This window comes from Pleomorphomonas sp. PLEO (assembly GCF_041320595.1).
Classification (GTDB): domain Bacteria; phylum Pseudomonadota; class Alphaproteobacteria; order Rhizobiales; family Pleomorphomonadaceae; genus Pleomorphomonas.
In genome coordinates, this window is record NZ_CP166625.1 from 4,287,326 (window position 1) to 4,304,290 (window position 16,965).

Below are 16,965 nucleotides of genomic sequence, written 5' to 3' on the forward strand. Positions count from 1 at the left end.
GATATCAGGAAAAGTGACTATCTATTCTGCATGCACCACCGCCAAGCGGAGATGCTCCGTTTTAGAACGCGCTTTTTGAGGAGACGACCATGGCTTTCGAGCTGAACGACCTTCCCTACGCCTATGATGCGCTTGGCCCCTACATGTCGCGCGAGACGCTTGAGTATCACCACGACAAGCATCACCTCGCCTACGTGAACAATGGCAACAACCTGATCAAGGGCACCGAGTGGGAAGGCAAGAGCGTCGAAGAGGTCGTGAAGGGCTCCTTCGGCAAGAATCCCGCCGTCTTCAATAACGTCGCCCAGCATTACAACCACTTCTATTTCTGGCAGTGGATGAAGCCGAACGGCGGCGGTGCCATTCCTGGCGAGCTCCTCAAGAAGATCAATGAGGACCTCGGTGGTCTCGACAAGTTCCGCGCGGACTTCATTCAGGCGGGCATGACGCAGTTCGGCGCCGGCTGGGCCTGGCTGTCGCTCAAGGATGGCAAGCTTGCTATTTCCAAGACGCCGAATGGCGAGAACCCGCTGGTCGCTGGCGCAACGCCGCTGCTCGGCGTCGACGTGTGGGAGCATTCCTACTACATCGACTATCGCAACCTGCGTCAGAAGTATCTCGAAGCCTTCTTCGATAACCTGGTCAACTGGGAGTTCGTCGCCGAACTCTACGCCAAGGCTAGCTGAGCTGGCAGTCTTTCGCGCCCGCCGATTGTGATGCGGAGCGTTCTTATCAGGGCCCCGGAGCGTCCGGGGCCCTAGCTTTATCCAGCAATATGTATTGTCCGACGCAGAGCGAGCCACTATCACTATCGTGGTGGGAACCGGGGTGTTTCGCTCTCCGGTTTATTTAATTCAAGTTGTGCAACGGTTGACGGGGCGCCATGCCTAAACTGACGGAATTCATCGCTCGGACGATCATCATCGTCGACGACAGCCCCCGTTTTCGCCGTTTTGTGGCGGGCATGCTCAACGAATTCGGCTTTCGCAATGTCCACGAATTCTCCAGTACCGATCAAGCCTTCGAATTCCTGACCAACCGGCACGTCGACTTGGTCATGTCTGACCTCGGTATGGAGCCAATGGATGGTTTTGCTTTCGCAGACCGCATCCGTCATGGCGGCGCCATCATCAACCGCATGGTGCCAATCCTGCTGATGACCGGTCATGCCAGCCGGCAGAACGTACAAAAGGCGGTGATGGCCGGGATCGACGAGATCGCGGTCAAGCCGATGTCGTCCAACTATCTTGCCGAGCGCTTGCTGACGGTCTTCGGGCGCCCTCGCGTCTATGTAAAGACCGGATCGGGCTATTTCGGTCCCGATCGCCGGCGGCGCAATGATCCCACCTATCGAGGCCCGGAGCGCCGGTCGGGGCAGTCCGCGGAAATCGTTTCGGAAGAGCGGCTGCTGGCGCTGCGTGAGGCTGCCTCGCTGCGGAGCCGAGGCCTCTTGCCGGATGCACCTCTCGGCATGCCGCCGCCGCCCGAAGATCTCGGCTTCTTGATTACCCATATCGGCTTCCGCCACAATGCTAATGAGGCCGTTTATGGAGACTTGGTGGGCGAACGCGCGGCGCCCGTCATTCCGGTTGTCGTCAAGCGCTCACGGCGGCCGCGTGCACCAGCGGCACAGCCATCACGTGACCGTTGATCATCAGCCGCCGCTACGAGTACAAACGGCCGACCACACGTTTTCGCTATACTCGCTCTGCATATTGTAGAGCCAGTTGCGGCAGAATTTTTCTGTCTTGAAGCAGCGACGCTCGGCGGCATCCTCGTACTTCATCCAGCCGTGGTCGACCTCCTTGCGCCCGTGGAAATAGCCCTGCCAGAGATTTCCGCCGCCCGCGCCGTCCGGGCAGGCCAATGCCTCGGTCGGTCGGGCGATAAAGGAGGCGGCCGCCACTGGAAGGGCGGAGCCAAGCGAAAGCGCAATCATCAGTCCGGCAGCCGCTGTCATCCGCATATTTGCCTCCTCACGGTTTATACCAATTCGCGATGATGCTGACGCATCCGCTCAGTGAACCATTGTCGATTTCTCATTCGCATCAGTGGCGTGAGAAATCGACAAGCAGAATACCAAGAGACATTTTCAATACATCTTGGTATTCGAGCCGGCGGCTTTGCGCAGCTCGGGTCACATCCCCCCTGATGTTCGTCTCAACGACGGCATTTTCAAGAGGACGGGCCAAGGAAAGCCGCCCCTTTTCTCAGGCGTGGGCATACGCCCAATAGAGTTCACGAGCCCGCCGAGTCACCGGGCCAACCTGGAACTCGCGTGTCTCAAAGCGCAGGATCGGCGTAACTTTTCCATAGTTACCCGCCGCGAAGATCTCGTCGGCCGCGGCCAGATCCTCGGTTTTCAGCACGCATTCGCGGACGTCAAACCCATCGTCGCGCAAAAGCTGGATGATGCGGGAGCGCGTGATACCGGCAAGGAATACGCCGGTAGCCGCCGGCGTCATCACGACACCGTCCTTGGCGATGAACAGGTTTGCCGTGCCGAGTTCGCAGACATTGCCCAGCACGTCTAGCAATACCGCGTTGTCGAAGCCCTTGGCCTTGGCCTCCAGCATGGCGCGGCCATTGTTGGGATAGAGGCATCCGGCCTTGGCGTTGACCAGCGCCGTCTCGGGCAACGGGCGGCGGTAGCGTGTGGTGGTCACCGCGTAGCCCTCGTCGATCGAGGGAATCGGCGCCTCGTAAAGGCTGAGACAGAAGCGGGTCGATTCGGCTTCCGGCGGCACGCCCATGAAACCGCCATCCTCGGCCCAGTACATCGGCCGTATATAGAGCGCCGCGTCGCCTGAGAAGCGGGCAAAGCCCTCGCGGGCCAAAGCCTCTATCTCCTCGGCTGGGCGGAGGGCATCAAGGCCCATGGCGATGGCGCTGCGGTTGACGCGCTGGCAATGAAGGTCGAGGTCGGGCGCAACACCTTCGAAATAGCGGGCGCCATCAAACACTGACGAGCCGAGCCAGGAAGAATGCGTCCTGACGCCCATGATCTGCACGTTGCCCTCGTGCCATTTTCCGTCCAACCACGTCCACGTTTGAGACCACGCCACGATACTGTCCTTCCGTTTCTGGTTGCGGTCGTTGTCATATCGCCGGCAACGCGGCGATGTGACAACGACCGGATGAAAACCCGCCCCTCTGCAGGCTTTTCCGCATGTCTGTTTTGCCGGTTTCAAGATAACCGAATATATCCGATACCGAAGTTGCGAAAGCCGCTGGATTCACGAATCGACGGCTGCGAGTGGAGACAGCGGCATGTACCATCCGATCTTCCTGTTCGATGCCTACGGCACGCTGTTCGACGTCCACTCGGCTGTTCGCCGGCACGCCGCCGAACTTGGCCCGGATGCACAGCGCCTGTCCGAGCTATGGCGCACCAAGCAGCTCGAATACTCCTGGATCCGGTCGGCGACCGGCGCCTACAAGGATTTCTGGGCCTTGACCAAAGACGCGCTCGACGCTGCCTTCGCCGTTTATCCGCAGGTGGATCCGGACCTGCGCGAGAAGCTGCTCGAAGCTTATCGCAGCTGCGACTGCTTTCCCGAGGTGCCGGCGGTGCTGCGCGACCTGAAAATTGCAGGCACCCGCATCGCCATCCTATCGAACGGCAGTCCATTGATGCTCAACAGGGCGATCCGTGCCGCCGGTCTCGGCGACATCATCGACGACGTGCTGTCCGTGGACACGATCGGTTGCTACAAGCCCGACCCGCGCGTTTATGAAATGGCAACGACGCATTTCCGCGTTTTCCCAAGCGCCATCTCCTTCCAGTCGTCCAACCGCTGGGACGTGGCTGGCGGCTCCAAGTACGGCTTCCGTACAGTTTGGATCAACCGCACCGGCGCGCTCGACGAATATCCCGACATGCGGCCGGCGGCCGAACTTTCCGATCTTACCGGTCTGACAAAGCTCTGACAGGGTGATTACCCTCTTCGTAACCTCGTCTCGCTAACGTCCTATCCGCAGGTTTTAGCAGTGTTTTCGGCAACGTCGGGCGAAGATCCCGCCGCGGCATCAGGGGGCAGACATGACCGAGCTTCACGCGCTCGCCGCGGCAATCGGCCTGGTACGAATCTGGTGGGACGTCGCCGGCCGGCAGCAGGAGGTGAGCGATGAAGCCCTCGGCGCCATCGCCACCGCTCTTGGCTATCCCGCCGGTAGCGCGGCCGCGATCGCCCAAAGTCTTGCGAGGATCGAGGATGAGCGCCAGCGTCCGCCCTCCCTTCTGGTTGCCGACGTCGGTCGGCCGATACAGCTTCCCTCCAGCCTCGCCCGCGCGGATGTCATCGCCGAGGACGGAACAAGCCGCGCATTGCCGATAGAGGGAGGCTATCTGCCAGCGATCGCCGAGCCAGGCTACTACCGCCTTTCCATCGGAGCGCACGCGTTGACGCTCGCTGTCGCTCCGTCCCGTTGCCACGGTATCGACGAGCTCGGAGAACGCCGCGTCTGGGGGCCTTCGATCCAGATTCCCTCACTTCGTGGCTTGACGCCACAGCCGTTCGGCCATTTCGGCCATCTCGACGACGCGGTGGGGCGCTTTGCCGCCCGTGGCGCCGATGTCGTGATGATCAATCCTGTCCATGCCCTGTTCCCCGGCCATGGCATTGGCTTCAGCCCCTACTCGCCCTCAAGCCGATTATTCCTGAACGGCGCCATGGGTGACCCGGCGCTGGTCGGCTTGCCACCCTTGCCGCCGGGCGACGCCGGCGACACCTTGATTGACTGGGAGAACGCCCTACCGGCGCGCCTCGCTCAGCTCCGGACGGTTTTCAACAGCTTGGCGCCCGAGATCAGGTCCCGCGTTGTCAAAGACAGCCTCGCCGGTGGCGAGGCCTTGCGCCGTCATGCCATCTTCGACGCGCTCGATGTGCGATTTCGGGCACGCGGCCTTGATGGCTGGCGGACGTGGCCAACGCCGTTTCATGACCCCGACGGCGCAACGGTACGCCAGTTTGCTGCCGAAAATCCGGACGAGATCACCTTTCATCTGTTCGTCCAGTGGCTAGCCCACGAGAGTCTCGCAGCGGTGCAGAGCCATGCCAAAGCGGCAGGCATGGGCATCGGCCTTCTGGCCGACCTAGCGGTCGGCGTCCACACCGGTGGCAGCGACAGCTGGAGCCAGCGCGATCACCTGCTCGACGGTCTCACCATCGGCGCGCCACCCGATCCGCTTGGCCCGCTCGGGCAGAACTGGATGCTCACCACCTTCTCGCCGCGCGGCCTCGCTGAAAGCGGCTATGCGGCTTGGATCGCCACCCTCCGGTCGGCACTGAGCCGCGCCGGCGGCCTCAGGATCGACCACGCCTTCGGTCTGTCGCGCCTATGGGTGATGCCGGAAGGGCGCTCGTCGGCCGATGGTGCCTATCTCACCTATCCATTCCACGATCTCACACGCCTCGCCGCTCTCGAATCACACAGGGCGAAGGCGCTCATCGTCGCCGAAGACCTCGGCACCAAGCCTGGCGGCTTTGCCGAAGCGATCGACGCAACCGGCATGTTCGGCATGCGCGTTCTGTGGTTCGAACGGGCGCTCGACCATGGCTTCATCGGCCCTCAGGATTACCCACCGGACAGCGTCGCCATGACAGGTACCCATGACACCACCACCGTTGCCGGCTGGTGGGCGGGCCACGATCTCAACTGGGCCGAAGACCTCGGCCGCCTTCCGCTCGCTTCCAACCGTGAGAAGGAGGACGAGCGAAGGGCGTGGGACCGAGGCCTTCTTTGGGCGACTTTTGGCGGCAGCGAGCCGCGCCCACAGCCCGACGATCCAAACCCGGTGGTCGAAGCGGCGCTCCGTCACATTGGGCGGTCGCGCTCACGCCTCGCCATCGCACCCCTTGAGGACATTTTGGCGCTCGAAGAGCAGCCCAACCTGCCGGGAACCATCACCGAGCATCCCAACTGGCGCCGCCGCATGACCGCGCCGCTCGAAGACCTGCTCGCCACGCCCGACGTCACCCAGTGCATCGAAACACTGGCGGCGGCGCGCAAGGAGCCACCGGCGGGATAAAGATAAAATAGGGAGCACCACCATGAAGGTCAGACCGGCTTTGCCGGCGGACGCCGAAGGCATGAGCGTTGTTCTTCGGGAAATACTCGCGGCCTGGAAAAGTAACCGTCCTTGCTCGATCGAGCATGTTCGCATGTTCTATGTCGAACATCCCGATAGAATAGAATGCTCAGTTGTGGAGTCCGACAAGGGAGACATCCTCGGCTTTCAGTCGCTGAAGCTCGCCACCGAAGGAAATAGCTGGGGCGTGCCACCTGGTTGGGGCGTCATTGGGACTTACGTGAAACTCGGCGCAGGACGCCAAGGTATCGGAAAGACCCTATTCCAAGCCACGCGAGAAGCAGCCCGAAAAGCGAAGTTACCGAACATCGACGCAACAATAGGCGAGAACAACGATCTTGGCCTTGCCTATTATGAGGCCATGGGATTCCGTACTTATCGTAAGGAACCGGGCAGGATTTCCAAAGTCTACGTGGTATTTTCACCAACTGACGCCGACTCTCGCGGCGCCAGCACTAAATAAATACGGGTCGCCGCCCCTACTTCAGGAGGCTTCCGAGCACGCCGCGCACCAGCGCCCGGCCAATCTGCGAGCCGACCTGGCTCGAGACGGAGCGGACCACCGATTTGATGGCGGCCTCGGCTACTGTTTGACGGCCGCCATAGCCATAGGTGCCACCTCTGGTCGCCCGCTCCTCGCGCTCCTCACGACGACGGCGCTCGGCCGCGTTCTCGTATTCATCAAGGCGCGGCCGACGGGCAGGCTCATCGTCCCGGGGCTCAGGCGTTGGCGCGCTTTCCCGGCGGCGGCTCCACCCGAAGTCCGGCACACTGAAACCTGGGCTTGTGCGCGTCGTGCGGGGCGGATCGACCGGCTCGTGCGCCTGCTGCGTACCGTTGGCGCGCGCCTTGAGCACTTCAAAGGCGGATTCCCGATCGACCGCCGTGTCGTAGACACCGGCAAGCGGGCTCGCCGCCATCAGCGCCGCTCGCTCCTCTTGGGTCAGCGGTCCAAGCCGCGATGACGGCGGACGGATCAGCGTTCGCTCGACGATCGAAGGCACTGCTTTTCCCTCCAGCATCGAAACCAGCGCCTCGCCCTGCCCGAGTTCGGTGATCGCCGTGAAGGTGTCGAACCCGGGATTGGGCCGGAAGGTTTCGGCCGCTACTTTCACAGCCTTCTGCTCGCGCGGCGTATAGGCACGGAGCGCGTGCTGCACTCGGTTGCCCAACTGGGCCAGAACGCTTTCGGGGATATCCAGCGGGTTCTGCGTCACGAAATAGATACCGACACCCTTGGAGCGGATCAGCTTGACCACCTGCTCCACCTTGTCGACCAATGCCTTCGGCGCTTCGTCAAACAGCAGGTGCGCTTCGTCAAAGAAGAAGACGAGCTTGGGCTTGTCGAGGTCGCCAACCTCCGGCAAATCCTCAAACAGCTCCGATAGAAGCCACAAGAGGAAGGTGGCGTAAAGGCGCGGCGCCTGCATCAACTTGTCGGCGGCCAGCACGTTGACTGCGCCACGGCCATCGCCGGTCACTTGCATCAGATCGGAGATCTGCAAACCCGGCTCGCCGAAGAAATACTCGCCACCCTGCTGCTCCAGCACCAGGAGTTGCCGCTGGATGGTGCCCACCGTCGCCTTGGCGACGTTGCCGTAGTTGGCGGTCACGGCGTCGGCATTTTCCGCCACATAAGAGAGCAGAGAACGCAGGTCCTTGATGTCGAGCAGCAGCAGCCCCTCATCGTCGGCCACCTTGAAGACGATATTGAGTACGCCTTCCTGCGCCTCGTTCAGCTCGAGCAGACGCGACAGCAGCAGCGGCCCCATCTCGGACACAGTGGTGCGAACCGGATGCCCCTTCTCGCCGAACAGATCCCAGAAGACGGTAGGCGCCGCCCTGAGCCGATATTCATCGGAAAAGCCGATGGCATGTGCCCTCTCCTCGAGGAAATCCTTGGCCTCGCCGGGGGCGCCGATCCCCGAAAGATCGCCCTTCACGTCAGCGCAGAATACCGGGACACCGGCATCCGAAAATCCTTCGGCCAACACCTGCAGCGTCACCGTCTTGCCGGTACCGGTGGCGCCTGTGATGAGGCCATGTCTGTTGGCGAGCTTAAGCTCCAGATACTCCGGCCTCGTGCCCGACCCGATGTAGACCTTGCCCTCTTCCAACATGCGCAAATCCTTCCCGGTATGCTCGGTGCCCAAGACTGTTTAACCCGGACGACGGTTCCGCCTCAACGCTGCCTATGGACGGGAGGGATATTTTCGCGAACCGACCAAAGAAAAAGCCCGCCGGCGAACCGGCGAGCCAAAAAACTTGATATCTCGAAGCGCCATTAGCTGGCGAGTGAGATTTGCCCGTAACGCAACGCCTCGACAACCGCCTGGGTTTTATTGCCGGCGTCCAGCTTCTCGCCTGCGTTCTGGAGGTGAGCGTGCACCGTTCGCTGGGAAATATTGAGGGCGTCGGCAATTTCCTGCGCCGTCATGCCAAGCGCGGTCAGCTCAAGGACACGCCGCTCGCGCGCCGATAGATCGCCGGGGCGGGAATCCACCAGATAACCAAGAGCTCTCAGTCGCCTGAAGGCTTGGTTGCAAAGGAAATCGAAAGCCACGAGATCCAGCTCGGTCAGCGACAGAACTTCGCCAAGACCGATGACGGCCGCCTGATAGGGTGGGATCGAGGTGATCGGCACCGCAACGATGCGAGCCGAGGCCTCTGGTCCAGCGGCAGCCACCAGATCGGAATGTCCGGAAATGCTGACTCCGTCGATGAGACAAGGCCGATGGGCAACACGGCAGCGTTCAAGCACCGGGTCGCCCTTGTTAATCGTTATCAGCTGCCCCCGTTCGGAACGGATGTCCGGCCAACGTATGTGGAGAACCAGCGGCTCCACCGGTCGACCCGGCATCGGCAGGCCGGAGACCAGCACGTGACTGGCACCATGTCCTATAAGCCGGCGCTCAATGACCTCGAAGATTTTGTTTGCACTGGAATATGTGCGGAGGCCAACTGCGTCAGCCAGTATGTCGTCTGGCGTATTCATGGTTTCGACCTACCCCCAGCCGCCTAAAAGGTCGTCAGTTCACTGCATGCGTTTTCATGCTTCGGCTATTTTTCGCATGAAACCGCATGACCAACCTAACAGGTTCCTTCTAGAGCACCTTCGATGCCAGATAAAGGCTTTGAACGCGAAAGAAGGCAATATCCCACGAATTGCTATACCCTTCGTTTTCAAAAGAGCCGATCAAGTTTCATTTATCCTATTAATGGCTTTAAATAACCTTTCGCACACATGTACAATAAACCTAAACCAGGCAGTTCTTCGGAACTAAACCTCAGTATCAACTTGTTAGTTGAAATTTATCGATAGATAACATCGAAAAAATTGTATGTATTCACTTAGAAACAAAGACTGGATTTTGGATACAATCTCATTTCGATTATCTTGTTGAAATCCATCCACCTTGGAGCTCCAACGGCCACCGCCCCTGATTACAGAGGTGCATTTTACTACTCTGAATTTTAGGACCGGGGCGACAGGGAAAGCCTAAAACGCGGAAAATTTTGCCAATGGTCATGAGAGGGAGTGCCAAACCGGGAGAAGCGAAGGTCGTTTGCTGGCTTAGGCGTAGAGCAACGTGATTCCCAATCCCAATGCTTGCTCATAAAGCGTTTTAGTCTTTTGCCGCTGGAACACCCCTTTGAGCTCGTGGCATCAAGGATGAATAGATTATAATGGGCGTACCTTACCTGGAGACACTGATGTCCGTTCATGCCGTTCTTTCCCGCGTCGACGCCGACTTCCCGAAAAGCCTCGGCCGGCTGTTCGACTTCCTGCGCATTCCCTCGATTTCCGCCGATCCGGCTTACAAAGACGACTGCGCTCGCGCCGCGGCCTGGCTTGTGGGCGAGTTGACCGCGCTGGGTTTTGACGCATCGGTTCGGTCGACGCCGAAGCATCCCATGGTTGTCGGCCATTATACCAAGGCTGGCCCCGACAAACCGCACGTCCTATTCTACGCCCATTACGACGTACAACCCGTCGATCCGCTGGAACTGTGGGATTCGCCCCCATTTGAACCTGTCGTGAAGAAGCAGCCCGATGGTAGCGAGCGCATCCTTGCCCGTGGCGCTCAGGACGACAAAGGCCAGTTGATGACCTTCCTTGAGGCCTGCCGGGCGCTGATCGCCGAGACCGGCGCGCTGCCGATCAACGTGACCTTCTTCTCGGAAGGCGAGGAGGAGTCGGGGTCGCCTTCGATGATCCCCTTCCTCGAGGCGAACCGGGATGAGCTTTCCGTCGACGTGGCGCTCGTCTGCGACACCGAGATGTGGGACCGCAAAACGCCGGCCGTCACCACCATGTTGCGCGGCCTCGTCGGCGAAGAAATCTCGCTGCGTTGCGCCAGCCATGATCTCCATTCCGGTGCGTTCGGTGGCGCGGCGCTCAATCCGCTCCATGTGCTGACGAAAATTCTCGGCGGCCTGCATGACGATGCGGGGCGCGTCACCGTGCCCGGCTTTTACGATGGCGTCGCCGATATTTCGCCGGAACTCAGGGCCAATTGGGACAATCTGGGCTTCAACCCAGCAGCCTTTCTCGGCGGCGCCGGATTGACGACGCCAGCCGGCGAGGTCGACCGGACCGTGCTCGAAAAAATCTGGTCGCGGCCGACCTGTGAGATCAATGGGCTGGCCGGCGGCTACGCCGGACCCGGCTTCAAGACAGTGCTGCCGGCCACCGCCGAGGCGAAGGTATCGTTCCGTCTCGTCGCCGGGCAGGATCCACAGAAAATCCGCGCCGCTTTCCGCCAATATGTCCAGGATCGACTACCGCCCGATGCCAAGGTGGAGTTCCGCGAGCATGGCGGTAGCCCGGCTGTCCATCTCGCCATCGACGGGCAAGCGATGGGCAAGGCGCGGGCCGCGCTCGAAGCCGAATGGGACAAGGCGCCGGCACTGGTCGGCTCCGGTGGCTCCATTCCGGTGGTCGGGCAGTTCAAGTCAATTCTCGGCATGGATAGCCTGATGATCGGCTTCGGCCTCGACGACGACCGCATCCATTCGCCGAACGAGAAATACGAAGTGTCGAGCTTCCACGGCGGCATTCGCTCCTGGGTCCGTATCCTCGACGCACTCGCCAAATAAGGTCGCAAAAGCGACGCCGGCAGACCGCAAGCCGGCGTCGTCTCGACACGCGATTTCACCGAAGCTTTGTTTTCATCGGATGAATGTTTGAACCAGCCTATTGCGCATTGACGATGGAATTGCATAGCCTTATTGAGTGAAAAAAATCATTTAGAAGGCTGGACCCCTCAATGAAGATCACCCTGCGGACCGTTGCTGAAGCTGCTGGCGTCAGCGTGGCGACGGTTGATCGCGTTCTGAACCGGCGCGACGGCGTACGTTCGGTGACCATTGAGAAGGTAGAAAGTGCCATCCGACAGCTCGGATATGCGCCATCGAGCCTTGCCGGCCGGGTTCAGCCCGCCACCAGCCACTTCGCCTTCGTGTTGCCGCGCGGCCATAACCCCTTCTTCGAAGCCCTGGAATCGGCAATTCAGCGTCTGAGCGACTGGCTGCCCTACAAGGGCGCTAGCTTCGACATTCGCCACGTCGATGTGTTTGACGGCGAGGTCCTCGCCGATACGTTGAGGGAAATTCGGCAAGAAAGCTATGCAGGCGTCGCGGTCGCAGCCCTCGACCATCCCGCCGTGCGCGAGGCGATCAACGCATTGAAGACCGACGGTGTCGCCGTCGTTACGCTGGTGTCCGACGTTCCGAGTTCGCGCCGTGATCGCTTTATCGGCATCGACAACACGGCTGCCGGACGCACCGCCGGTTCACTCATTGGCCGATTCCTGCCCAACCACACAGGCAAGGTAGCGCTGGTGGCGGGCTCACTGGCGCTGCGCGACCACGCCGAGCGGCGCTTCGGCTTCGAACAGGTCATCGCTCAGGACTTTCCGGGCGTCCATGTCATCGCCCTCCGCGAAGGGCGCGACGACCCAGCCCGCGTTCACAAGCTGGTCGAGGATCTCCTGCGTCAGCACACCGACCTCGCCGGCATCTATAACGCCGGCGCCGGCAATGCCGGTGTCATCTCGGCGCTCGAGGCAAGCGGCCGGGCACGCGAGATCGTTTACATCGCCCATGAGCTCATCGAGGAAAACCGCGAAGCGCTGGTGAGAGGGACCATCGACGCGGTGATCAACCAGGATCCCGGTCACGAAGTGCGTTCGGCGGCCCGCGTGCTGCTGTCGCTGACGTCGGACTGGCAGATCATCGACGAGCAGGAGCGGATTCGCATCGACATCTTCCTGCGCGACAATCTCCTGTAGCGCCGGACCTGAAACAAAACTGGGAGGAGCCCATGACCACCTATCTCGGCCTCGACATCGGCACATCGTCGGTGAAGGCTGTCCTCGTCGGCGACGGCGAGAAAATCATCGCCACGGCCTCGGCTTCACTCGAAGTGTCACGACCGCATGCCGGCTGGTCCGAACAGGACGGCGACAGCTGGATTACCGCGACGCGAGAGGCCATCGACCAGTTGAAGGCAAGCCATCCAAAGGAACTCTCGGCCGTCGCAGGCATCGGCCTTTCCGGCCAGATGCACGGCGCGACGCTTCTCGACAAGGCCGACAAGCCGCTCCGCCCGGCCATCCTCTGGAACGACGTGCGGTCGGCCGCCGAGTGCGGCGAGCTCGAGGCCCGCTGCCCCGAATTGCGCGCCATCGCCGGCAATATCGCCATGCCCGGCTTCACCGCGCCCAAGCTTGCCTGGGTGAAGAAGCACGAGCCAGAGATTTTCGCTAAGACAGCCAAGGTCTTGCTGCCGAAAGACTATGTCCGGCTCTGGCTGACTGGCGACTACGTATCCGACATGTCGGACGCCGCCGGCACGCTATGGCTCGATGTCGGCAAGCGCGCCTGGTCGAAGGAGTTGCTGGCCGCGACCGACCTTTCGCTCGATCATATGCCGCGCCTTGTCGAGGGTACGGAGTCCTCGGGTGCGCTGCGCGCCGAGCTGGTCTCCCGCTGGGGTATTTCCAAGGCGCCGGTGGTGGCCGGCGGCGGCGGCGATAACGCGGCGAGCGCCGTGGGCATGGGCGCCGTCAAGCCTGGCGCCGCCTTCGCTTCGCTTGGCACGTCGGGCGTGCTGTTCGTCTCCAACGCCTCGTTCTCGCCCAACACCGAGGGTGCCGTGCACGCCTTCTGCCACGCCGTTCCCGGCACCTGGCACCAGATGGGCGTCATCCTGTCGGCGACCGACAGTCTGCAGTGGCTGTCGCACCTGCTGGAAACACCGGCGCCGGAGCTGACCAAGGGGCTCGACCCGAAGCCGGCCAAGCCGTCGCCGGTCACCTTCCTGCCCTACCTGTCCGGTGAGCGCACACCACACAACGATGCCGCCGCTCGTGGCGTATTCGTCGGCTTGAGCCACACCTCCGGCCGTGCCGAGCTGACGCAAGCCGTGCTCGAGGGCGTCGCCTTCGCCTTCCGCGACTGTCTGCGCGTGCTCAACGACGCCGGCACCGACATCGACCGGGCCTTTGCGGTCGGTGGCGGCTCGCGCTCGGAAGCTTGGCTGCAAATCATGGCGGCGGTGCTCGACCGGCCGCTCGACATCACCGCCGAAGGCGATTACGGCGGCGGTTTCGGTGCCGCCCGTCTGGGCCGCATCGCCGCCACCGGCGACGATCCTTTTGAGACGCTGACGCCGCCGCCGATCGCCCGCACCGTCGAGCCGGACAAGGCGCTCGTTGCCGCCTATGCCGACTGCTACGCCAAGTATCGCGCGCTCTATCCCGCCATACGGAATGCGCTTGCGTGATTTTTCATCGGTGACAGAGTTCAAAAAAGAGGAAAGACGATGACCCATCCGTTCTGGGGCAATATCAAGCCAGTCAAATACGAAGGCCCGGAAAGCCGCAACCTGCTCGCCTTCCGTTACTACAATAAGGACCAGGTCGTGCTCGGCAAGCGCATGGAGGATCATCTGCGCTTCGCCGTTGCTTACTGGCACTCCTTCGCCTGGGGCGGCGGTGACCCGTTCGGCAACGGCACCTTCCTGCGTCCGTGGTTCAACGGTTCCGACGAACTGGAGCTGGCCAAGGTGAAGGCTGACGTCGCCTTCGACCTGTTCCAGCTGCTCGGTGTGCCCTTCTACTGCTTCCATGACCGCGATGTGGCGCCGGAAGGCAAGACTCTCGCCGAGTCCAACAAGAATGTCCGCGCCATCGCCGACATCTTCGCCAGGAAGCAGGAAGAGACGGGCATCAAGCTCCTGTGGGGCACCGCCAACCTGTTCTCCAACCGTCGCTTCATGGGCGGCGCTGCTTCCAACCCCGATCCGGACGTGTTCGCCTACTCGGCGGCGCAGGTGAAGAACGTCTTCGACATCACCAAGGAACTCGGCGGCCAGAACTACGTGCTGTGGGGTGGCCGCGAGGGCTACGAGACGCTGCTCAACACCGACCTCAAGCAGGAGCAGGACCAGCTCGGTCGCTTCCTGACCATGGTCGTCGATTACAAGCACAAGATCGGCTTCAAGGGCGCCATCCTGATCGAGCCGAAGCCGAAGGAGCCGACCAAGCACCAGTACGACTTTGACGTCGCCACGGTGTTCTCCTTCCTCAAGGCCTACGGCCTCGAGAAGGAAGTCCAGGTCAACATCGAGCAGAACCACGCCATCCTGGCCGGTCATAGCTTCGAGCACGAGCTGGCGCTCGCCAGTGCTCTCGGCATCTTCGGCTCGGTCGATCTCAACCGCGGCGACGACCGTCTCGGCTGGGATACGGACCAGTTCGGCATGAACGTCCCCGAGCTGACGCTGGCCATGCTTGAGATCATCAAGGCGGGCGGCTTCACCACCGGCGGCCTCAACTTCGACGCCAAGGTCCGCCGCCAGTCGATCGATCCGGAGGATCTGGTCATCGCTCACGCCGCTTCGATGGACGCCGCTGCGAAGGCCCTGCTCAACGCCGCCGCCATCATTGAGGACGGACGTCTCGCCAAGAACCTTGAGGCGCGCTATGCGGGCTGGAAGGGTGCCGAGGGCCAGGCCATTCTCGCCGGCAAGCGTTCGCTTGAAGACCTCACGGATTATGTTGCCAAGAACAACATCAATCCCGAGCCGAAGAGCGGCAAGCAGGAACAGCTGGAAGCAATCGTCAACCAGTTCTGCTGATTGGCGATCTTATTCGAAAAGCGAAGCGGTCGGGCTGCAAAGCCCGGCCGCTTTTTTCTGACTGCCGTCACGACACACCAATGCGCCGCCCCTCCACGATTTACGGGGAAGCGGCGCGCATGAACCACTGTGTTTACTATAGAAAATACTATTGGTTGCACAAAGTCGCCAAAGCCATCTATTTCGTTGCAACTGAAGGATCGGAGGCTGGGCGAACATGGCTTTCTTGCGTGCAGCCCTGCGTTGTCTGTCTTTTCGCAGGTTTGATCCTTATGACGCTCCGATAGGGACGATCCCGGTCGTCCTGGGATTCTTCGCGCTTGTCGCAACCGATCTGCCCGCCCAGTATTTGATTTCGCAGGCGAACTGGAGCTTCAGTGAATACGGGCTCGTTGTTCTGATCGCGAGCAATGCTCTCTACGTTCTGGCTGCCTTGGCGTTTTTCGCCAGCCCCAACTCTCTTCCCATGACGGCCGTTACGGCGTGGGGACTAACCGTTGTCCAGATCGCACTCTCAATAGTTCTCTATCTTTTCCTGAAAATTGTCGGATGGACTGGAAGCAATGGTAGCTCGATTGCCTACTTGGGTTTCATCGCGATCACACAATTGCCAATCATCTGGCTACTGCTCGTCCCCGTTATTGTCGTCCGCTCCTATGATCCGTTCCACTGGCGCCGCCCTATTCTCGTGACGTTGGGCCTTTTCGCCGTAAGCGCCGCCACGCCTTTCGTCATCCACTTCGAGCCAGTGTTCTACTCCGAGGCCTACGCCAACGCAGCGCCTCGCACGATCTGGGCGCGACTTGACGACCTCTTGTCCTCCGATGAGGAGGCCGAGGATGTCGATCCGGAGACCGCGCAAGCGGCGGAAGAAACCTGGTATCGGTCAGAATGGGAACTGGCCTCGGTGACAACCCGCAGCCTTGCTCAAATCGCCCCGGCGGATCCCGACAAGCCGACCCTATTTTCCATCTCGGTGGGCGGTATGCCGCAGGCGGTGTTTGATCGTGAGAGTGGCTCAGCGGCCGGCATTCTCGACAGATTATTTCAGGTGGGGCCACACGCTATCCGGTTGGTCAACGGCGAAGAAACCTTCAATACGCCGGTGGCGACACTCGAAACACTCTCGCGAGCCATTGATGCCGTCGGCGCGCGCATGAATTCCGAGCGCGATGCCTTGGTGCTGTTCATCACGTCACACGGCAACTCCATTGGCGTTTCGCTGAATGGACCGCATGCGCATCAAAGCTTGATCCGGCCGCTCGACTTGAGGTTCGCCCTGGATCGGGCCGGCATCAAGAACCGCATCATCATTGTTTCCGCCTGCCACTCGGGCATCTTCGTTCCGCTATTCTCGGATGACCGTTCGGCGGTGTTTACCGCGGCGTCGGCGGAAAACGTCTCATTTGGCTGCAACGACACCAACAGATGGACCTATTTCGGAAGCGCATTTTTTCAGCACGGACTTGCTGAAAAGCACAATCTGATAGGGGCGTTCGTCAGGGCGCGAGACCTCGTATGGGGTTGGGAAGCAAAGTCCCAAACCCATTCCAACCCGCAGGCCTATGTGGGCAAGACGATCGCCGCGCAGTTTCCGGATATCATCGGCGATCTCGCCGAGCTAAAGCCGTTTGATCCAGCCCAAGCGGCAAACGATCAGACCATGGCGCCCGCACCAGCGAGCGTGGCAGAGTAAGCTCCGTCCGCCGGCATGGACAAATCAGCCGCT

At 61.0% G+C, this 16,965-nt stretch carries 14 protein-coding genes; 10 read left to right on the top strand and 4 right to left on the bottom strand.

Going from position 1 to position 16,965, the window contains the following annotated elements:
* The first annotated feature begins 89 nt into the window (after window positions 1–89).
* On the top strand, window positions 90–686 hold the full coding sequence (locus tag AB6N07_RS19890; protein ID WP_370674793.1) for a superoxide dismutase: 597 nt from the start codon (window positions 90–92) through the stop codon (window positions 684–686).
* A 197-nt stretch (window positions 687–883) separates the two neighbouring features.
* Window positions 884–1,651 carry a response regulator gene (locus AB6N07_RS19895; protein WP_370674794.1) on the top strand — a complete coding sequence of 256 codons (768 nt, stop codon included), beginning with the start codon at window positions 884–886 and terminating at the stop codon, window positions 1,649–1,651.
* A 3-nt stretch (window positions 1,652–1,654) separates the two neighbouring features.
* Here the strand turns inward: AB6N07_RS19895 and AB6N07_RS19900 are convergent, their stop codons facing one another.
* On the bottom strand, window positions 1,655–1,966 hold the full coding sequence (locus tag AB6N07_RS19900) for a hypothetical protein (protein ID WP_370674795.1): 312 nt from the start codon (window positions 1,964–1,966) through the stop codon (window positions 1,655–1,657).
* Between the two features lie 244 nt (window positions 1,967–2,210).
* Complete coding sequence (locus AB6N07_RS19905; protein WP_370678283.1) at window positions 2,211–3,068, bottom strand: branched-chain amino acid aminotransferase; 858 nt, start codon at window positions 3,066–3,068, stop codon at window positions 2,211–2,213.
* A gap of 202 nt (window positions 3,069–3,270) precedes the next feature.
* Here AB6N07_RS19905 and AB6N07_RS19910 point away from each other — a divergent pair, with 202 nt between their 5' ends.
* The 3 genes from AB6N07_RS19910 (at window position 3,271) to AB6N07_RS19920 (ending at window position 6,554) form a co-directional block, all read left to right on the top strand.
* Window positions 3,271–3,930, top strand: a complete 660-nt coding sequence (locus tag AB6N07_RS19910; protein WP_370674796.1) for a haloacid dehalogenase type II — start codon at window positions 3,271–3,273, stop codon at window positions 3,928–3,930.
* A 112-nt stretch (window positions 3,931–4,042) separates the two neighbouring features.
* Window positions 4,043–6,031, top strand: coding sequence for a 4-alpha-glucanotransferase (malQ, locus tag AB6N07_RS19915; protein ID WP_370674797.1), 1,989 nt, complete (start codon window positions 4,043–4,045; stop codon window positions 6,029–6,031).
* 22 nt (window positions 6,032–6,053) lie between these two features.
* A complete protein-coding gene (locus AB6N07_RS19920; protein ID WP_370674798.1) occupies window positions 6,054–6,554 on the top strand; it encodes an N-acetyltransferase family protein in 501 nt (166 codons plus the stop codon).
* 16 nt (window positions 6,555–6,570) lie between these two features.
* Here AB6N07_RS19920 and AB6N07_RS19925 read toward each other — a convergent pair whose 3' ends face one another.
* Both AB6N07_RS19925 and AB6N07_RS19930 read right to left on the bottom strand, forming a co-directional pair.
* Entirely contained in the window at window positions 6,571–8,211 is a 1,641-nt protein-coding gene (locus AB6N07_RS19925) for a helicase HerA-like domain-containing protein (RefSeq protein ID WP_370674799.1), read from the bottom strand.
* Between the two features lie 164 nt (window positions 8,212–8,375).
* Window positions 8,376–9,086 carry a response regulator transcription factor gene (locus AB6N07_RS19930; RefSeq protein WP_370674800.1) on the bottom strand — a complete coding sequence of 237 codons (711 nt, stop codon included), beginning with the start codon at window positions 9,084–9,086 and terminating at the stop codon, window positions 8,376–8,378.
* A gap of 716 nt (window positions 9,087–9,802) precedes the next feature.
* Here AB6N07_RS19930 and AB6N07_RS19935 point away from each other — a divergent pair.
* The 5 genes from AB6N07_RS19935 (at window position 9,803) to AB6N07_RS19955 (ending at window position 16,932) form a co-directional block, all read left to right on the top strand.
* Window positions 9,803–11,191 (top strand): M20/M25/M40 family metallo-hydrolase, encoded by a 1,389-nt coding sequence (locus AB6N07_RS19935; protein ID WP_370678284.1) that lies wholly within the window; start codon window positions 9,803–9,805, stop codon window positions 11,189–11,191.
* A 170-nt stretch (window positions 11,192–11,361) separates the two neighbouring features.
* Window positions 11,362–12,384 carry a LacI family DNA-binding transcriptional regulator gene (locus tag AB6N07_RS19940; RefSeq protein WP_370674801.1) on the top strand — a complete coding sequence of 341 codons (1,023 nt, stop codon included), beginning with the start codon at window positions 11,362–11,364 and terminating at the stop codon, window positions 12,382–12,384.
* A 32-nt stretch (window positions 12,385–12,416) separates the two neighbouring features.
* Window positions 12,417–13,880 carry a xylulokinase gene (xylB, locus tag AB6N07_RS19945; RefSeq protein WP_370674802.1) on the top strand — a complete coding sequence of 488 codons (1,464 nt, stop codon included), beginning with the start codon at window positions 12,417–12,419 and terminating at the stop codon, window positions 13,878–13,880.
* Between the two features lie 39 nt (window positions 13,881–13,919).
* Window positions 13,920–15,236, top strand: a complete 1,317-nt coding sequence (gene xylA / locus AB6N07_RS19950; RefSeq protein WP_370674803.1) for a xylose isomerase — start codon at window positions 13,920–13,922, stop codon at window positions 15,234–15,236.
* Window positions 15,237–15,453: 217 nt separating this feature from the next.
* The gene (locus tag AB6N07_RS19955) at window positions 15,454–16,932 is read left to right on the top strand and encodes a C13 family peptidase (RefSeq protein WP_370674804.1); all 1,479 of its coding nucleotides are present in this window, start codon (window positions 15,454–15,456) and stop codon (window positions 16,930–16,932) included.
* Window positions 16,933–16,965 lie beyond the last annotated feature (33 nt).